The 18,818-nt window shown below is 38.1% G+C and carries 14 protein-coding genes; 12 read left to right on the forward strand and 2 right to left on the reverse strand.

Annotated elements, in window-relative coordinates; genetic code table 11:
* The 6 genes from gvpC to HWQ38_RS03490 form a co-directional block, all read left to right on the forward strand.
* The coding region (gene gvpC / locus HWQ38_RS03465; RefSeq protein WP_292790045.1) for a gas vesicle protein GvpC at positions 1 to 216 on the forward strand (216 nt) is incomplete at its 5' end.
* Positions 217 to 617: 401 nt separating this feature from the next.
* Positions 618 to 1,865: a gas vesicle protein GvpN gene (gene gvpN / locus HWQ38_RS03470; RefSeq protein WP_292790047.1), complete on the forward strand. Its 1,248-nt coding sequence runs from the start codon at positions 618 to 620 to the stop codon at positions 1,863 to 1,865.
* 2 nt (positions 1,866 to 1,867) lie between these two features.
* Positions 1,868 to 2,317 carry a gas vesicle protein gene (locus HWQ38_RS03475; protein ID WP_292790049.1) on the forward strand — a complete coding sequence of 150 codons (450 nt, stop codon included), beginning with the start codon at positions 1,868 to 1,870 and terminating at the stop codon, positions 2,315 to 2,317.
* A gap of 95 nt (positions 2,318 to 2,412) precedes the next feature.
* Positions 2,413 to 2,880, forward strand: coding sequence for a gas vesicle protein K (locus HWQ38_RS03480; protein ID WP_292790063.1), 468 nt, complete (start codon positions 2,413 to 2,415; stop codon positions 2,878 to 2,880).
* Between the two features lie 175 nt (positions 2,881 to 3,055).
* Complete coding sequence (locus HWQ38_RS03485; RefSeq protein WP_292790051.1) at positions 3,056 to 3,793, forward strand: GvpL/GvpF family gas vesicle protein; 738 nt, start codon at positions 3,056 to 3,058, stop codon at positions 3,791 to 3,793.
* A gap of 11 nt (positions 3,794 to 3,804) precedes the next feature.
* On the forward strand, positions 3,805 to 4,191 hold the full coding sequence (locus tag HWQ38_RS03490) for a gas vesicle protein GvpG (RefSeq protein ID WP_292790052.1): 387 nt from the start codon (positions 3,805 to 3,807) through the stop codon (positions 4,189 to 4,191).
* A gap of 233 nt (positions 4,192 to 4,424) precedes the next feature.
* On the opposite strand, the gene HWQ38_RS03495 is transcribed toward HWQ38_RS03490, so the two are convergent.
* Positions 4,425 to 4,691: a gas vesicle protein gene (locus HWQ38_RS03495; RefSeq protein WP_292790053.1), complete on the reverse strand. Its 267-nt coding sequence runs from the start codon at positions 4,689 to 4,691 to the stop codon at positions 4,425 to 4,427.
* 218 nt (positions 4,692 to 4,909) lie between these two features.
* Between HWQ38_RS03495 and HWQ38_RS03500 the strand changes: the two genes are divergently transcribed.
* Genes HWQ38_RS03500 through HWQ38_RS03510 form a run of 3 tightly spaced genes read left to right on the forward strand, consistent with a single transcriptional unit; the run spans position 4,910 to position 9,420 of the window.
* The gene (locus tag HWQ38_RS03500) at positions 4,910 to 5,590 is read left to right on the forward strand and encodes a GvpL/GvpF family gas vesicle protein (RefSeq protein ID WP_292790055.1); all 681 of its coding nucleotides are present in this window, start codon (positions 4,910 to 4,912) and stop codon (positions 5,588 to 5,590) included.
* 36 nt (positions 5,591 to 5,626) lie between these two features.
* On the forward strand, positions 5,627 to 7,531 hold the full coding sequence (locus HWQ38_RS03505) for an ArsA family ATPase (RefSeq protein WP_292790057.1): 1,905 nt from the start codon (positions 5,627 to 5,629) through the stop codon (positions 7,529 to 7,531).
* 47 nt (positions 7,532 to 7,578) lie between these two features.
* Complete coding sequence (locus tag HWQ38_RS03510; protein WP_292790058.1) at positions 7,579 to 9,420, forward strand: AAA family ATPase; 1,842 nt, start codon at positions 7,579 to 7,581, stop codon at positions 9,418 to 9,420.
* A gap of 201 nt (positions 9,421 to 9,621) precedes the next feature.
* Here HWQ38_RS03510 and HWQ38_RS03515 read toward each other — a convergent pair whose 3' ends face one another.
* Positions 9,622 to 13,623, reverse strand: a complete 4,002-nt coding sequence (locus tag HWQ38_RS03515; protein WP_292790059.1) for a PAS domain S-box protein — start codon at positions 13,621 to 13,623, stop codon at positions 9,622 to 9,624.
* A gap of 523 nt (positions 13,624 to 14,146) precedes the next feature.
* Between HWQ38_RS03515 and HWQ38_RS03520 the strand changes: the two genes are divergently transcribed.
* From HWQ38_RS03520 to HWQ38_RS03530, 3 genes are all read left to right on the forward strand, one after another.
* Positions 14,147 to 14,737 carry a response regulator gene (locus HWQ38_RS03520; RefSeq protein WP_292790060.1) on the forward strand — a complete coding sequence of 197 codons (591 nt, stop codon included), beginning with the start codon at positions 14,147 to 14,149 and terminating at the stop codon, positions 14,735 to 14,737.
* A gap of 24 nt (positions 14,738 to 14,761) precedes the next feature.
* A complete protein-coding gene (locus tag HWQ38_RS03525) occupies positions 14,762 to 15,895 on the forward strand; it encodes an ATP-binding protein (RefSeq protein ID WP_292790061.1) in 1,134 nt (377 codons plus the stop codon).
* Between the two features lie 490 nt (positions 15,896 to 16,385).
* Positions 16,386 to 18,737 (forward strand): NACHT domain-containing NTPase, encoded by a 2,352-nt coding sequence (locus HWQ38_RS03530; protein ID WP_292790062.1) that lies wholly within the window; start codon positions 16,386 to 16,388, stop codon positions 18,735 to 18,737.
* Positions 18,738 to 18,818 lie beyond the last annotated feature (81 nt).

The raw sequence follows: 18,818 nt of genomic DNA on the forward strand, positions 1-18,818 counted from the left end.
CGCGAGTTTCTCACAGAAGCTACTAAAGAAAGGTTTGCTCAAGCTCAAGCTCAAGCAAAGTTCTTGCAGGAGTTCTACCAAGAACTTGAGCAAACAACCCACGAATTTCTAGCAGAAACAGCAAAGAACAGAACTGAGCAAGCCAAAGCACAAAAGCAATATCTACATCAATTTCGTCAGGATTTGTTTGTGAGCATTTTTGGCATGCATATTTAGTCATTAGTCAACGCTCTGACCAAGGGAGTTAATACCCTCTCTCTAAATTACAGTTCATTCTCCTTTCCTCCTTGCTGTAGATTTATTTTAGAGAATTGGTAATCTGTTGGCTGACTAGATTAAATAGTAAAACCCCCTAATCTTGCAGTTAAATAACTGGTCAGAAAAGGGGGCAAATTCAACAATGAGTTTTAGTGTAAAAGTTTAGATATTCTATTCTATCTATTAATTTAGTGTTACTGAGTTATCAAGTCTTAAAGTTTTGCTTGAGCTTGGTTTTTAGAATTAACAAGCATTAGTTTTGGCTTGCTAATCTGTCTAACTAGAATAGCATATCAAGTTCCAAATTGCAACATTCTGAATTTTTTGTCTCAAAAAGCTATTTTTCATCATCGTAATCTATGACTATCACTGCAAATAACAACAAAAGAGCTGTTCTTCGTGTCCGTCCAGGGCAATTTGTCATCACACCAGCGATTGAGCAGGTAGTAATTCGGGCATTGCGCTATCTCGCATCAGGTTTTGCGATTCACTTACGTGGCCCAGCAGGTACTGGGAAAACAACCTTAGCCATGCACCTGGCTAACTGTCTTGATAGACCAATCATGTTAATTTTCGGAGATGATGAATTTAAAAGTTCTGATTTGATTGGTAGTGAATCGGGTTATACCCATAAAAAGTTACTGGATAACTACATTCACAGCGTTCTCAAAGTCGAAGACGAATTTAAACAAAATTGGGTTGATTCTAGACTAACTCTAGCTTGTCGAGAAGGCTTAACCTTAGTCTATGACGAATTTAACCGTTCACGACCTGAAGTGAATAACGTATTGCTCTCTGCTTTAGAAGAAAAAATTCTGACTCTTCCTCCTAGTAGTAATCAGCCAGAATACCTGCACGTTCATCCCCAATTTCGGGCTATTTTCACCTCCAACCCAGAAGAGTACTACGGAGTCCATGCGACTCAGGATGCTTTAATCGATCGGTTGGTCACTATTAATATGCCAGAACCGGATGAGCTAACTCAAACCGAGATATTAGCTAATAAAACAGGCATCAATAGACCAGATGCTCACTTAATTGTGCAGTTGGTTAAAGCATTTCGCTTACGTACAGGTGGCGAGAAGACATCAGGATTGCGGTCTTGTCTGGTGATTGCTAAAGTATGTGCAGAACACAATATTTTGGTATCAGCAGAAAATTCTGATTTTCGGGAAATTTGTGCAGATGTGCTGTTCAACCGCACCAAGTGGTCTGTTAGCGAAGCTACAACGATTTTCCTAGAATTACTGAATCACCTACACGTAGAGGCAATAGAGGAATCGCACGATAGTATCACAGCAGAGGATACAGATGCGATGCCTACCGCGAGCGAATCTATCGCAGAAGGCGGGTTTCCAACCATAATCGATTCTAATTTTAGTGAACTTCATCCAGAAGTCCCAGAAGAGCCAGTTGTAAATAGTCCTGTTCCGTTCGAGCAAGAAATTTATCACTACCTACAACAGCGCAAAAGTGGAGCATTATCTGTAATTCAAAAAGAATTCAACCTCAACCGGATCTCAACAACTAATGCTCTCGATGCTTTAGAGCAAAAAAGCCTAGTGAGCAAGAACAACCGTATATATACCATTGAAGAGCCGAATTAATCGTGACTACTACCCCACTACACCCAACACGTCCCCAAATTAACTCAAATCGAGTAGTTCCTACATCTACACAAGGCTCCACCTTAGCAGATATTCTCGAAAGAGTTTTAGATAAAGGAATTGTAATTGCTGGTGACATTTCTATATCTATTGCCTCAACGGAACTGATACATATTCGGATTCGTCTGTTAATTTCTTCAGTTGATAAAGCTCGTGAGATGGGTATAAATTGGTGGGAAAGTGACCCATATCTCAGTACCAAAGCTCAACGTTTAGTTGAAGAAAACCAACAACTTCAACAAAGGCTAGAAAGTCTAGAATCACAGCTACGTTTACTCACATCTACAAGTGTGAAAGATGAAGCTACATTAGCAGCGAAGAATCAAGACGATTTCCAGCCAATGTATGAAGCAAATCGTCAATTGGAAAAGGATTCACAAGTTGAGGCTTAATCAGTTTCTGGAAATGTCAAAGCAATCCATATCCAATTTATACCAAGATTAAATCGAATTCAACAAATTTAGGAAAGGTAGATAGCATCATGGCAATGGTTTGTACTCCATCTGAAAAGTCTCCCGATTTGCTACCTACCACTTCTAAAGCTAACAGCAAAGCAGGTTTAGCTCCTTTACTTTTGACTGTAGTGGAACTAGTACGCCAGTTGATGGAAGCACAAGTAATTCGGCGCATGGAACAAAACTCTCTCAGCGAATCTGATTTAGAACGAGCAGGCGAAAGTTTGCAAAAGCTAGAAGAACAAGTTTTAAACTTGTGTGAGATTTTTGAGATTGAACCAGCAGACTTGAATATACATTTAGGAGATGTTGGTAGTCTTTTGCCATCACCCGGATCTTATTATCCAGGTGAGATTGGGAATCAACCTTCTATACTGGAACTATTAGACCGTCTTTTAAACACTGGAATTGTTGTAGATGGTGAAATAGATTTAGGTATAGCCGAACTCAATCTCATTCATGCTAAGTTGCGGTTAGTTTTAACCTCAAAACCGTTGTAATTAAAACTTACGCAACTGACACACGAGAACAAGAATAGAAGGTGGTCAATAATCAATACCCCACTGTCAAAAGTTAAATCAAGTTGGACTATTGAGTATTGACAGCCTCATCAATAAATCTCTAACACTTGCGTAAGTTCTGATAATTCCTTTAGTTTGAGTACTCTTTCTAATTATGACATTTGGTCTTTACGTATACGGTATTTTTCCTGAGCCAATTCCAGAAACAGTTGTTCTTAAAGGATTGGATTCTCAACCTGTCTATAGTCAAGTAATTGATGGGTTTACTTTTTTATATTCAGAGGCACAACAAGAAAAATATTTAGCTTCTCGACGCAATTTAATCAACCATGAAAAGGTTCTAGAACAAGCTATGCAAGCTGGATCTAGAACCTTACTGCCTTTACGTTTTGGATTAGTTGTGAAAGATTGGGAAACAGTAGTTACACAACTGCTTCAACCATATAAAGAGCAGTTAAAAGAGCTATTCCAAAAATTAGCTGGGCGTCGAGAAGTCAGCATTAAAATTTTTTGGGACAGCAAATCTGAATTACAAGCATTGATGGAGTCTCATCAAGACTTGAAACAGAAGCGAGACCAAATGGAAGGAAAGACATTAAGTATGGAGGAGGTAATTCACATTGGACAATTAATTGAAAGTAATTTAGCAACTCGCAAGGAATCTATAATCCAAGTGTTTTTTAATGAGTTAAAACCATTGGCAGATGAGATTATCGAAAATGCCCCAATGACAGAAGACATGATTTATAACGCTGCCTTTTTAATTCCTTGGGAACAAGAATCTATATTTAGCGAACAAGTCGAAGCGATTGATCAAAAATTTGGTGAACGTTTACGCATTCGCTACAACAACTTTACTGCACCGTATACATTTGCTCAAATTGCTTCATAGGAGTCAAGACTATGTTTGGGAAAATCTTACTATTACCAATCACGGGACCAATTAGTGGACTTGTGTGGATTGCAGAACAAATTCAAGAGCGTACTAATACTGAATTTGATGATCAAGAAAATCTTCATAAACAATTATTAAGTCTGCAATTGAAATTTGATATGGGCGAATTTTCTGAAGAAGAATTTGATTCTCAAGAAGAAGAACTTCTCTTGAACATTCAAGCTTTGGAGTTGGAAGAAGAGTCTCGTCTGGCTCTAGAGTTAGAAGAAGAACAAGAAGATTATTCAGTCGAATCTGAGTTTATAGATATATATGAAGAAGATGAAGTTTACCAAAAGCAAGGCGTATTTGTAAAAGAATATGAAGAGAATGAAAATCTAGTTTTATCACCCTAATAAATAGTTTTTATAAACTACATACACTTATAAGGGATGAAAACAACTAGAGGTTAGAGGTGATAAATTAGTTTTTTATTCAGCACTGAATACTAAGTTTTTGAATTAAAAAATTGAGTTCTTTACCTCTAGCTAGTTAATTTATAAGATTAAACAATTGATAACCCGCTTTCACGGGTTAGTCGTTTAATTTTTGTTCTTTTTTCAGACTAAGTTTAGCGAAACTTTAGATTTTAGTATTCAATGTCAAAACTTCGATAGCTATTAGTTTCAGCGAAGATTTTTGGACGCGCCACCGGAGTAACTCGTGACTCAGCATTACGTAAATGCTTAATATTATGGTCTGTCGTATCTATCTCGGTTTGGAGTGTAGTTAAACGTTGTGTAAGTACCCCTTTTCGCTGCTCAATAAAAGCTAACTCTTGCTTAACTCTTTGTTTCTCTGTGATTAGCTTATAAAGTTCTAATTGCTTAGATGCCTCAGAGTGATTACGAGGCATTGTGCTAATTCTGGGTCTGATTATTACTTGGTTATGTATTTTTCTCATGGCATTTACTTGAATGTTTGATAGTATTATAACTAAAATTTCAACAATGTAAATAGTTTTATAAAAAGTAAATAGTTTTATAAAAATTAGCACTTTTTTTATTTTTATGCCAAGATGATTGTTTTAGAGACTGTGGGTTATGCTTTTTAAGTTTTTATCTGGTTAAAATCATGCCGCAAAATTTCTACACTTACGCATTTTTCAATACTCCTGATTTCTCTATGGATTTGCCATCTGGCAATCTTGGTAAATTACTCTTGATTAATGGCAAGAATATCTCAGCTGTTGTAGAACCTGGAATATCTTTAGAATCAAGCCAAAATGACGATGAGCAAGTCATAAAAATGGTTTTAGCCCATGATCGCGTTATCTGTGAGCTATCTCGTCAGATGACAGTTTTACCTTTGCGTTTTGGCACTTATTTTCTTTCTGAAGATACATTGCTAAATCATATAGAATCTCATGCTCAGGAATATCAAGATAAACTAAATAACATTAAAGGAAAAAACGAATACACTTTAAAGGTCATTCCCCAAAAAGTTGAAGAACTTGCCAAGGCATCTGGGACAAATGGCAGAGATTATTTTTTAGCCAAGAAACAGTACTATGAACAGCAGAAAAGCTTTTTTGCTGCCCAAAATCAGGAAAAATCTTATCTGATTAATTTAATTACAGAAACTTATCAATCATCTGCGATCATTCAAGAGCATGCAGAAGAAGTACGGTTTCATCTTTTAGTCGATCGCCATAATAAAGCTTTACTTTTAGAACAAGTATTAAGCTTGCAAAAAAAATGCCCTCATTGGGATTTAATCTTGGGAGAACCTCTTCCTCCTTATCACTTTATTTAATTATTACTCACAAGTTTTTTCAGGGATTTTTTAATTATGAACTACTATGATTCGTTACATCTACTTATGTTTAGTGGCAAGGGTGGAGTGGGTAAAACTACCATTTCTTGCAGTTTTGCACGTTATTGGGCGCGAAAGTTCCCTCAAGAAAAAATTCTGTTAATTTCTACAGATCCTGCACATTCTTTAGGTGATGTATTGCAATCAGAAGTTAAAGATATTGCTTTACCATTAACAGATTTACCTAACTTGAGTGTTCAAGCGCTGGATGCTCAAAAACTATTATTGGCATTTAAAGCAAAATACAGCTATTTTTTAGAAATGCTGGTGGAGCGTGGCAGTTTAGCTGATGGAGGGGATTTAGCACCAGTATGGGATTTAAACTGGCCTGGTTTAAATGAATTAATGGGATTGCTAGAAATTGAACGTTTACTGTCTGAAAAAAAGGTAGATCGTGTAGTTGTAGACATGGCTCCTTCTGGACATACCTTAAATTTATTAGGCTTAAAAGATTTTTTAGATGTTATTTTAAATTCCTTAGAATTGTTTCAAGAAAAACATCGGGTAATCACTAAAAGTTTTAAAGGCAGTTATACGGCTGATGAAGTCGATAACTTTTTAGTAGACATGAAAACCGAATTAGCAGAAGGCAGACGCTTACTGCAAGATGAAAAATTTACAGGTTGTTTGGTGGTGGGTATTTCTGAACCCATGTGTTTTTTAGAAACTGAGCGGTTTTTAAATAGTTTAGAAACTTTAGAAGTTCCTTATGCCGGATTATTCATCAATCGAATTTTGCTAAATTCGGAGCTAGAGCCAGATCGCTATGCTGAACAGCAAAATCTCCTGAAAAAATACTTAGAACTTAGCCCTAATCACCCTGTTTTTATCTTACCGCAGCAGAGGGTAGAACCCTTGGGCGACGTGGCTTTAGATTCTCTAGCAGCCCAAATTAAACAAATAGAAAGTGTTGAACTTGCTCCACCACCACTGATTCAATGGCCTGCTAAAGTTTTACCTAGCTTCCATGATTTTCTCAATGAAGAATGCAAATTAATTATTGTTGGTGGTAAAGGAGGTGTAGGTAAAACGACAGTAGCAGCCGCTATCGCTTGGGCTTCTTCCCAACAACATCCAGATAAAAATATTCGGGTCATTTCTATAGACCCAGCGCATTCTTTAGGAGATGCTTTTGGGAAAAAATTAGGACATGAGCCTATATCTTTAGCATCTAATTTGACTGGGCAAGAAATTGATGCTCATCAAGTTTTAGAAAAGTTCCGCGTAGATTATCTTTGGGAATTAGCGGATATGATTAGTGGTGAAGGTTCACAAACAGATACAACATATAATGTTGCTTATGTTCCAGAGGCATGGCGGCAGATTATGTCTCAAGCTTTACCAGGTATTGATGAGATGCTAGCCCTAATTACTGTGATGGATTTATTGGACAGTAAGCAGCAAGATTTAGTTATTTTAGATACAGCACCAACTGGTCATCTTCTCCAATTTTTAGAAATGCCATCGGCTTTAGGTGATTGGTTATCTTGGATATTTAAATTGTGGATAAAATATCAAGATGTTTTGGGTAGAGTTGATTTTATTGGACGCTTACGACATTTACGCCAACAAGTTGTACAAGCGCAAAAGAATTTAACAAATCCCCAACATACTCAATTCATTGGTGTAATTCAGTCGGAAGTGGCAATCATATCTGAACATATACGTTTAACAGAGTCTCTAAAAAATATGGGTGTTAATCAGCGTTATGTAGTTCAGAATCGTTACAGTCGAGAGGTAGAAATTGATGGCAGTCTCTTTCCAGAACAAACTATGATTCGGCTACCTGGTTTACCCCGTTCTGTGGAGCCTATGGCCCGGATTCAGGGAGCGGCAAATCTTTTATTTGAAGTTGAGGAATTAACTAAAAACAAAAGATAAATGTGACAAAAGCAAAGTAAATTTTTCCAGATTCTTGGAGTTATTGTATGGCTGATTTATTTAAGGGATTTGAACAGTTCATTGAATTAGTTAAGACTTTAGAAGAAAAAGTAGAAAAGGGAGAAATTAAGACGGATTTCCAGATTAACTCCCGTTCTATGAGCAATATTCCTCGGTCTGGGAATATGCCGCGTCCTAATAATATGGCTAACGATATTGGTACAAGCCGTATCCACACCCAACCCTCTCCTAATTCTGATGCAGGGAATGGAGCTACACCTGACATTGTTGCACCACCTGATGCCCCTTCAGGTAATGCTTTGAAAGATATCGGTGGGCTTAATGAGATTCTTAAAGAACTCAAAGAACTCATCGCTATTCCCTTAAAACGCCCTGACCTGCTGGCTAAACTGGGGCTAGAACCAACCAGGGGAGTACTTTTGGTTGGCCCTCCTGGTACTGGTAAAACCCTGACTGCGCGTGCTTTAGCTGAAGAACTCGGCGTTAATTACATTGCTATTGTGGGGCCGGAAATCATCGGCAAATACTACGGTGAAGCCGAGCAAAGACTGCGCGGCATCTTTGAGAAAGCTGCTAAGAATGCTCCCTGTATTATCTTCATTGATGAAATCGATAGCCTAGCTCCAGACCGCAATTCTGTAGAAGGTGAAGTGGAAAAACGCGTTGTGGCTCAACTATTGGGTCTGATGGATGGTTTTTCTCACACTCCAGGTGTGATTGTTCTGGCTGCGACGAACCGCCCCGACCATCTTGACCCAGCTTTGCGTCGTCCTGGACGATTTGACCGCGAAGTGCAGTTTCGGATTCCAGATGCTAAAGGACGCAGAGATATTCTGGAAATTCTCACCCGTGCGATGCCTTTGGATGAGACGGTTGATTTGGACTTCATCGCCGAAGGGGCTGTGGGATTTGTGGGAGCTGATTTGAAAGCCGTTTGTCAAAAAGCTGCTTACACAGCTTTGCGCCGTCAAGTTTCTTCGATTGAGGGACAAATTCCCGAAAATATGACGGTTAACCAAGCTGACTTTTTACAAGCACTCAAAGAAATTAAGCCGGCTGTGTTGCGGAGTGTGGAAGTGGAAGTTCCACATATTGCTTGGGAAGATATTGGCGGTTTGGATAAGATTAAGGAAACCCTACGAGAATCAGTGGAAGGAGCGCTTCTCTATCCAGAACTTTACCTGCAAACTAAAGCACTAGCACCCAAGGGAATCTTATTGTGGGGGCCACCGGGAACAGGTAAAACTTTATTAGCCAAAGCTGTTGCTTCCCAAGCTAGGGCGAATTTTATTGGTGTCAATGGTCCGGAACTACTCACCCGTTGGGTAGGTGCGAGTGAACAGGCAGTGCGGGAATTATTTGCTAAGGCGCGTCAGGCAGAGCCTTGTGTAATATTTATTGATGAAATTGATACTTTAGCCCCGGCACGCGGCAGTTACAATGGTGATTCGGGAGTGAGTGATCGCGTAGTCGGTCAATTACTGACTGAGTTGGATGGTATAGAAGTGGGAAGCACTATCTTGGTGATTGGGGCGACTAATCGACCTGATGCCCTTGACCCAGCTTTGTTACGAGCTGGACGCTTGGATTTACAGATGAAAGTAGATTTACCAGATTTAGCTAGTCGCTTGGCAATTCTGCAAGTCCATAGTCAAGGACGACCTCTGGAAGATGTGGATTTAGACTATTGGGCAGAGATGAGCAAAGACTGGAATGGTGCAGATTTAACTTTACTGTGCAATCAAGCGGCGGTAGAAGCAATTCGGCGTTTCCGCTCCCAAGGATTGACAGAGCCTTCTGATATCAGGATTACTACTGATGATTTCAATTATGCTTATCAAGTTTTAACTCAACAGCGCCCAGATTAACTTTTTGGCAATCCGGCAAAAAGATGCAGGGTTTTATACTAGACCTCTTGCAAAAGTTCCTTTTGCAAGAGGTAGGGAAAGGGGAAAAGGGCAAAGGGAAAAGGAAAATTCCATCTTTTTCCCCCTTACCCTTTTCCCACTTCTACAAGAAGTCTATAAGCTTTTAGTACATATTCAAGAATTATTGCTACAGATTCCTCATCATTGGGGGAAGTGAATACAGAAGGTAGTACCGCGATGTCTGTGAGAGTTAACGCCTCCACGCTCTAAAATAATATTGCCTTTTAGCTGTCTAACTAGGTTTTTCACAATTCTTAAGCCTAAAGAGTTACTATTTTCCCAATCTAATGTTTCCGTAATACCAATACCAGTATCTTTAACTACTAAACTTAATTGTTTTTCTGAGGATTGTTCCAGATAAATTGTAATATTGCCTTTCTTTTTTTCGGGAAATGCGTATTTCAGACAATTAGAAACCAATTCGTTAATTATCAATCCGCAGGGAATAGCTGTATCAAGGTCTAATTTGATGCCATTGGTTTCGATATTGAGAACAATATTTTTTTGACTGACTCCATAGGAGCGAAATAAGCTATCTATCAGACTTTTAATATAATTATCAAAGTTGATTTCATAAATATCTGCTGACTGATACAGTTGCTCGTGAATCAAAGCCATTGACTGTACACGATCTTGAGATTCTTTAAACATCGACAAAGTTGTTTCATCGTCAGAGCGTCTAGATTGCATTCTGAGCAAACTGGAGATAATTTGCAGGTTGTTTTTTACCCGATGGTGAATTTCTTTGAGTAAGGTTTCTTTTTCATCTAGCGATCGCTGAATTTGTTCTACTGCTTTTTTGCGCTCGCTAATATCAGACAATCGTACCAAATTAACAGCCTTACCTGCTACAGTAATTTGTTTAGTTACTAAATTCCCCCAAAAGAAATTACCTTTACGGGTAGCATATTCGATTTCCCGACTCCACCAAGATTTTTGATTCAGTTCCTGTATAACCTCATCCAATTCTTGGGGAGTAGATTGGTAACGTTGTAATGTATTTCCACGAATATTGATTAACTCTTCCTTTTTTGAAACCTCAAACAACTCAACTGCACGACGATTGCAATCAAAAATCAACTGGGTATTGTTGTCTACCAAGAAAAGAGCATCGGCTGATTCGTTAAAGATTGCTTCTAGCAAATCACGATGGTGATTAACTTCTGACTCAATTTGTTTGCGAATGGTGATATCTGTCAGGGTTCCTATATAGCCGATAAGTGTACCACTGGGGTTGGTTTCGGGTACTATCTGCATATAGAGCCAGGTGATGCAACCATCTGGACGCAAATATCTGACCTCTTGCCGACAGGTTTCATGTAGCTTACATCTTTGTTCACAGGGGTCAGACCAGTGCATCAACAGGCGATCGCAGTCTTCTAGATGTATATTTTCTAACCACCCTTTTCCTAACGCTGCTGCTGTTGGTCTACCTGTCATCAGACTCCAGCGCTCGTTGACGTAGATACAATTACTAGCAGCATCAAGCCGGAAAATCGCAACTGGGGCCGCTTCTGTCAAGGTAGCATAACGGTGTTCACTCTCCCGCAAAGCTACCTCTGCTTGTTTGCTATTGGTAATATCATAGTTAATGCCAACCATGCGCTGTGGTTTACCCCAGTCATTGCGTTGAACTAGAGCAGAAGCTTTGATAAAGCGGATACTGCCATCGCCAAGAACAATCCGAAACTCCGTATCAAATTCTTTTATTCCCAGTACAGCATCTTGAAAAGTAGTTTCTGCTACAGCCCGGTCATCTGGATGGAGCTTACTTACCCAGGCTTGATACACTGCAACTCCATCAGACCGTTGTAAATCATACAGTTCATACATTCGGTCATCCCAGTCCAGATCGTGGATCATATCCCAGTCCCAGATACCAATATTGGCTGACTTGAGCGCCAAGGTCAATCGATCTGAAAGGTTCCGTAGTTGTTCTTCAGTTTGTTTACGGTTGGTAATGTCTAAGATAGTGCCAATTAACTGGAATGGTTGGCTATTAGTATCCAATATGACTTCGCCTCGTGATAGTAAATAACCCAAACTTCCATCTACACGATAAAAGCGATACTCTATTTCATAAGCTTGTTCATGTTCAATTGCTTGCTGCACGACAACATCGTAGCGTTCGCGATCGTCTGGATGAATGCAATTGAGCATTTCGTTGTAGCTTGGTGTACCAGACTCAGGATTGCGGACAAATATGCGAAATACCTCTTCTGACCAGATTAATTGTTGCGTTTGTAAGTCCATTTCCCAACTACCTAGATTCGCAATCCGTTGTGCAGATGCGAGGTTAGCCGCATTTTTGCAAAGTTGAGCTTCAATTTGTTTTTGCTGGGTGATATCTTTGGCAATCCCCACACCACCGATAATTTGTCCTTCTAGATTACACAGGGGTTTAACCGATAAAGCAACAGGGAAGCGCGAACCGTCTTTACGAATGAAATTCCATTCTACCTCGCAACTATTTTGCAGAGTTTTCACCATAGATAAATCTCCAAAGGGAATTTCCCTGCCCATCTCCCGCAAGAGTACATCTGTGCGTTGTTTGAGTTCTTCTGGGTCGTGAAACCTGTTTAGTGTTAACTTACCAATAACCTCATCGGTTGTATAACCCAGCATCTTCTGAGCAGCCAGGTTAAAAGTTTGAATTATTCCCTCGGAATTGGTAGAAATAATGGCATAATCAATGCTAGCCAAAATAGACTGTTTCAATCTGGTAACGGCTAATAATGCTGCTTCTGTCTGCTTCCGTCTGGTAATATCCGTTGCCGAGCTGCTCATGCGAATGGCATTGCCGAATTCATCCCACAATGCCTGACCCCGATCTAATATCCATATATAAGAGCCATCTTTAGATTTTATCTGGTATTCTTCTTGGAAAAAGGGTGTTTTGTGGGCTAAATGATCAGTCAGCGTCTTCATGATCCGATCGCGATCGTTGGGATAAATTCGGCTTGACCATACTTCAAAATTGTGGATAAGTTCATTCTCCGCGAAGCCCAGCATTTCTTCCCAACCAGCCGAGAAGAAAACTTCATCAGTTTTGATGTTCCAGTCCCAGATACCATCATTGCTGCCTCGCAGTGCCAAATGCCAGCGTTCTTCACTTTCGCGTAAAGCCGCCGTGCGTTCTTCAACTCTGGTTTCGAGTTCTAGATTGAGTTGTTGCAATGCCTGTTCTGCACGTTTTCGTTCTCGGAGTTCTGCCTGTGCTTGCTGATAGGCACTCGCTTGCTGAATGGCGATCGCTATTTGCACGGCCAGCTGATCCAACAAGTCCAGTTCAAATGACTGCCAGTGACGGGGTGCGGTACATTGGTGGGCAATTAATAATCCCCATAATTTATTTGTCACCAGAATAGGTACTATCAGACAGGCTTTGACTTGAAATTGTTCTAGTAGCTGCAAATGGCAAGGCGTTAAGCCTGCCTGATTTATATCGTCAATCGCCCGTTTTTTCCCTTGGTGATAGTCGGCTGCCGCACCCTTTTTAAAGCAGTTATCTTGAATTTGCACTCCCATAGCCACTGTCCAACCGGGAAGTATGGACTCCGCCACCACAGTCCCACTCATATCAGGCTGAAATTGATAGATCACTACCCGATCTATCTGAAGAAACTGGCGCACTTCTGCAGCTGTGACACTCAAAATGTCTTCTAGCTCGAGCGACTGACGAATCCGTAAAGCGATCGCCGCCATCATTTGTTGTTGTTGCCGACTTTGTTCTAACTTTCGGGTCAGCAGCATCAGTTCAACTGTATGATGAATTGCACTTTGCAAGATTTCCGGTGTGAGATAATTTTTCACCAAATAATCCTGAGCGCCTTTTTTCATGGCACGGAGAGCGATCGTTTCGTCTCCTTGTCCTGTGAGCATGATGACGGCAGATTGGCTATTATTCAGGTTTCCCCTCAGTTTTTGCAGAAACCCTAATCCATCGTCATCGGGCAATAAATAATCCAGCAAAATCACATCTGGTGTCTGTTGCTGACACCATGTCATCGCCTGTTTTGCTGTCTGAAATTCCAAAATATTATATGTATACAATCTATCCTGTTGCAAATACTGATGATACATCTCCCGGTTTTCGGCGCAATCATCAATCACTAGGATGCTTAGGTGGGAACGATGACTCATAAATCACACATATAAACGCGATCGCATTTGATCAAAAAATTGAAATTCTCTATTTGCCAGATTCAAAAGTGTTCTGGTATCAAGTCAACTCTGAATAGGGTATTAAAAACAGAGTAAATAAAATTCCTCAAGTATTAATACTTACACAAGTCTCTATAATGTTGTATCTCAAGTTTTCAGTATATTGGTAAATATATACGTTTTTTTACAAAACATCAGAACCTTTGGAGAGAGAAATTAAGTTCTTTAAGCAACTGGTTTGGTTACTCCACCTGCTTGTTCAATAGTGCGCTATTATATTCGTGAATATTATGACTTTGTTGGCGAAATATAACTTAACAATTGGACTGCCAATAAAAAACCGTTTCTTTGAAAAATGTTGGGTTTGGATTTAACTTCGTTCTACCCAACCTACGAAATCATCAGAGTTTTAGAAATTCCCTAACAAAGTCATATTATTTGCAAACAACTATTTTTTGTTGTCCCAAGTCCAAATACTAAAACAGCTAATACATCTCAAGTAATGACAAAAATCTTAGTAATTGAAGACCAAGAAGATATCCGTAGCGTCATTGTAGAAATGCTGACTGCCGAAAATTTCTATGTTATAGATGCAGAGAACGGAGAAGTCGGCATTAAATTATTACAAGCAGAAATCCCAGATTTGGTTATCTGCGACATTACAATGCCTAAGTTAGATGGATATGAAGTTGTTAGCTGGTCTCGTGAAAACCCAGAAACTGAAGCGATTCCTTTCATATTTCTTACAGCTAAAGCTTCTCAAAGTGATATTCGTCAAGGCATAGAATTAGGTGCAGATGATTATCTGATTAAGCCGTTTACAAGAGCAGATTTGTTGGGGGCAATAACAGCAAGATTTGAAAAAGAAAAAATAATTAATAGACAAACTCAAAAAAAAATAAACAAACATTACAACTATATTACTCAATCAACTAGCAATGAGTTATGTAATCCTCTTCAGGGAATTATGTCTATTTCAAAGAGGCTTATAGATAACTATGAATTAATGGATAAAGATGAAATATTAAAAAATCTCAGAGAAATTTATAGTTTAAGCGAAAGATTACAGGAAATAAATCCAAATAAATTATAAATATACTCAACTATAAAATTGATTATGAATCCTATCCAAATTTTGATAGTTGAAGATGAGCAGTTAGTTGCTGATGACCTGAGAGAAACTCTAGAATACTTGGGGTATAATGTCCCTGCCTTAGTTGCATCAGGAGAAGAAGCTATTTTAATAGCAGAAACTTTGCAGCCTGACTTAGTGCTAATGGACATCAGGCTAAAGGGCGAAATGGATGGAATAGAAGCCTCTTTAGAAATCCAGTCTCGCTTTAATTTGCCTGTAGTTTACCTAACTGCTAATGCCGATCGAGCGACACTAGAGAGAGCTAAGATTTCCCAACCTTTTGGTTATATTTTAAAACCATTTGATGAAAGAATACTAGCTACCACAATTGAGATTGCTCTTTCCCGACACAAAGCAGAAATTGGAGTTAAGAAAGCGCTAGTTGCTGCCAAAACTAATCAGCAAATTGCTGAGTCCAAAAGCCAGGTAAAATCTCAGCACTTTTACATGGCAGTACATGAATTTCGTAACCGCTTGACTACAATTCGGCTTAGTCTTGAAATGCTGAAAGCCTATGGTGGTCAGATGTCAGAGCAAAAGAAACAAAATCATATCAACGGCATTGATTCTGCCACGGATAGCTTGACAAATCTTTTAGAGAATATACTCACACTAGGCAGATCCGAATCTGACAATTTTGTATTTAACCCCACACCAATAGATGTGGTAAATTTCTGTGCAGAAATAGCTGAATCTTTGCAGTTTACACTTAAAGATCAGTATGAAATTAGCTTTTTAGCAAATAGTAAAAGTTGTATTATTTGTCTAGATGAACAGCTACTATGGCATTTACTAAATAACTTACTTTCCAACGCAGTGAAATACTCCTCAAAAGGTAGTATAGTCTCGTTATTGCTAACTTGCGAAGAGAATAATGTATGTTTTCAAGTAACAGACCAAGGAATAGGGATTCCAGCAGAATCTCAAGCTAAATTATTTGAACCTTTTCAACGTGCTACCAATGTTGCTAAAATTCCAGGTTCAGGATTAGGGCTAGCAATTGTTAAACGATGTGTGGATCTACACAAAGGTACAATACACGTAGATAGCACGCTAGGTAAAGGAACAAGTTTTGTAGTTAGACTTCCATTGAAAGTAGATTCTGTATCTGTTTAATTATAATTGATAAATAAATCGATTACTTAACAAAAATTAACCATAAGCTGATCGAAGAAAGGGAGTTCTTGCTGAGGGCAGCGTTAGCAACGCAGGAGCGTCACCATCTGCGCGACCGCTTCTTAGCAAGGGTTTAAGACCCCCACAAAACAAGAAAATTTGGTGGCTCCTTTTCAGGAGGGGTTTGAATCCCCTTCTGAAAAGAACCTTCTGACCTCAGCAAGAACTGCCTTCTTCAATTAATCTTAATTAAGATTACCTGAATTAATGAAAATTAAATGGCATATTTGGAAATTCTGTCTCTCTAGATAAGTTTATCGAACTAACTTTTTCAAAAAATAAACTAAAAATTAAACTATATTTCTATATTTTTTATTGACAAAGCGTAATACCATACACTAGTATAAATAATTCACTTGTCGCTAATTTAAAAAATTGAATACAATTGATGTCAATTAATTATTGAATTGAATAAATTTCTGATATCAGCATGGCCAAACGATCTCTCCAAGCTTCAGATGAAGGTATTAGAAAAGCCAAACAGGCTTTTAATCATAAAGGTTGGACACAAGAATATCTTGCAAGTCAAGTTGGTTTAGACAGTCGCCAACCAATTTGGAAGTTTTTTACTGGCAAACCTATTGCCCGTCAAATATTCCATGAAATTTGTTTGACTTTAGCACTAGAGCCAGAAGATATTGTTCAAAGACTGGAATTTAAACCAGATGAAGACTTAACATCTCAGCAGATACTAGAAAGTAAAAATTCTACTATCATTGACCCTTTAGTGATTAAAGTACGTGCTGCTCACTCGGAAAAAATTCAACACCAATGTGGTACGATCCGGTTGCTAGATGTTGCTCGTACTGTAGAATTGGATGAATTATTTGTTGAGGTAAATGTAGTAGAAGAAATTAATAGTCAAAGATGGCTAGATATTTCAGATTTACAAAAATTTGATAATAAAGCTTTAGATAAATTTGACTCCGAGGAAGTTAGTACTAAGACAATTACAGGTTTACAAGCTATTGACAAATCTTCTAAGCTTATCTTACTTGGAAAGCCAGGAGCAGGAAAAACTACTTTTTTACAATCAATTGCTATCCTTTGTAATCAAGGTAAATTTCAGACTCAAAGGGTTCCCATTTTTATTAGTCTGAAAGATTTTGCTGAAAACATGGATTATGATGATAAAAATTATTTATTGAGCTATTTAATTCAAGAGTTTAGCATTTGTAAAATAAGTCAACAAGAATTAGAATCTTTACTGCATGAAGGTAAAGCTTTAATTTTGCTAGATGGTTTAGATGAAGTCTCCGATAAAAATAGTGATAAAATTAATCAAGTAATTAGTAATTTTTTAGATATTTATTATAAAAACATAGTAATTATTACTTGTCGGATTGCATTTAAACATCAGAAATTCAAAGGGTTTGCTGAAGTAGAAATTGCTGATTTTACAAAATTACAAATTTCAACTTTTGCTAAGAAATGGTTTGTAGCATTTGCTAAAAATAATCTTCTGTTAAGAAAAACATTAGCTTCTAAATTTATTGATACAATAACACTTCCCGAAAATCGACTGGTTCAAAACCTAGCATCTACACCTCTTTTATTAAATCTCACTTGTTTAGTTTTTCAAGATTTAGGTCATTTTCCTACTAAGCGTTCCGAAATTTATCAACAAGGATTAGAGTTATTACTGATACGTTGGGATGAAGCAAGAGGTATAAAAAGAGATGAGGTTTATCGTAATTTAACTTTAACTCAGAAAATTAAACTGCTTAGTTATATAGCTGCTATTTCTTTTGAAACAGGAGATTACTTTTTTGAAGAAAGCAAAATTTGTCAATTAATAGCTGACTATCTATATTTGCTACCCAATGCACCGACTGACATAGAAGATTTACAAGTAAATAGTAAAGCTGTACTGAAAGCAATTGAGTTACAGCATGGATTATTAGTTGAACAAGCTAGAGGGATTTATTCTTTTTCTCATTTAACATTTCACGAATACTTCACTGCGAGGAACTTTGTTGCTAATAGCGATCAAAAAACATTAAAGCAACTTGTCAATCATTTGATTGATAAGCGCTGGCGTGAAGTAATTTTGCTCACATCAGAAATGCTCAGATCCTTTGATAACTTATTCCAGTTAATGAAGCAACAAATTGAGAAATTAGCTGTTACGGATGAAACATTAAAGCGTTTTATCACTTGGGTGATGCAAAAGTCTTCAACAGTTACCTCAGATTTTCATCCATCTGCTATACGTGCTTTTTACTTTACCCTTGTCCTACCTCCTCATTATTTTTTATCGCGTAACCAAACTCTAGCTATATCTTTAGATAATCATATTGCTGGAAAACTAGCTGATGATTTAGCCTTAGATTTAGCTTTAATCCATGCCCTTGCTGTTAGCCTAGCTTTGACGTCAGAGATTTTTTGTAAGCGCATTTCTGCTATAAAATTAGCTCTTGATATTGATTATTTACTAGAAGAGCATTCATCTTTATATGAATCTCTGCAAAGCCTCAGAAATGAATTGCCTAGTTCACAACAAGATAGAGAGACATTGAAAGCATGGTGGCAATCTAACGGGCAATCTTGGACTACACAACTAAAGGAAGCGATCGCAATTAACCGACAGATAGGTTATAATTGGCAATTTAGTGAGGAGCAGTTGCAGTTAATTCAGCAATACTGGGAGGCAAACAGTTTACTAGTATATTGCTTCAGCACTGCTAGTAATGTTACTCCCAACTTACGAGAGATGATTGAGGAAACTTTGATTTTACTGCCAGATACAACTGAGAATTTTATGAAGAGTTTCGTCAAGTAGCCTACAATATTTAAGTAACCCTCTTTTGTCACTCTCCGAAAACATTTGCCATTTCTGAATTCTAGAGCTTTTATCTACCAA

The organism is Nostoc sp. NMS7 (assembly GCF_017115085.1).
In the GTDB taxonomy this organism is placed as follows: domain Bacteria; phylum Cyanobacteriota; class Cyanobacteriia; order Cyanobacteriales; family Nostocaceae; genus Nostoc.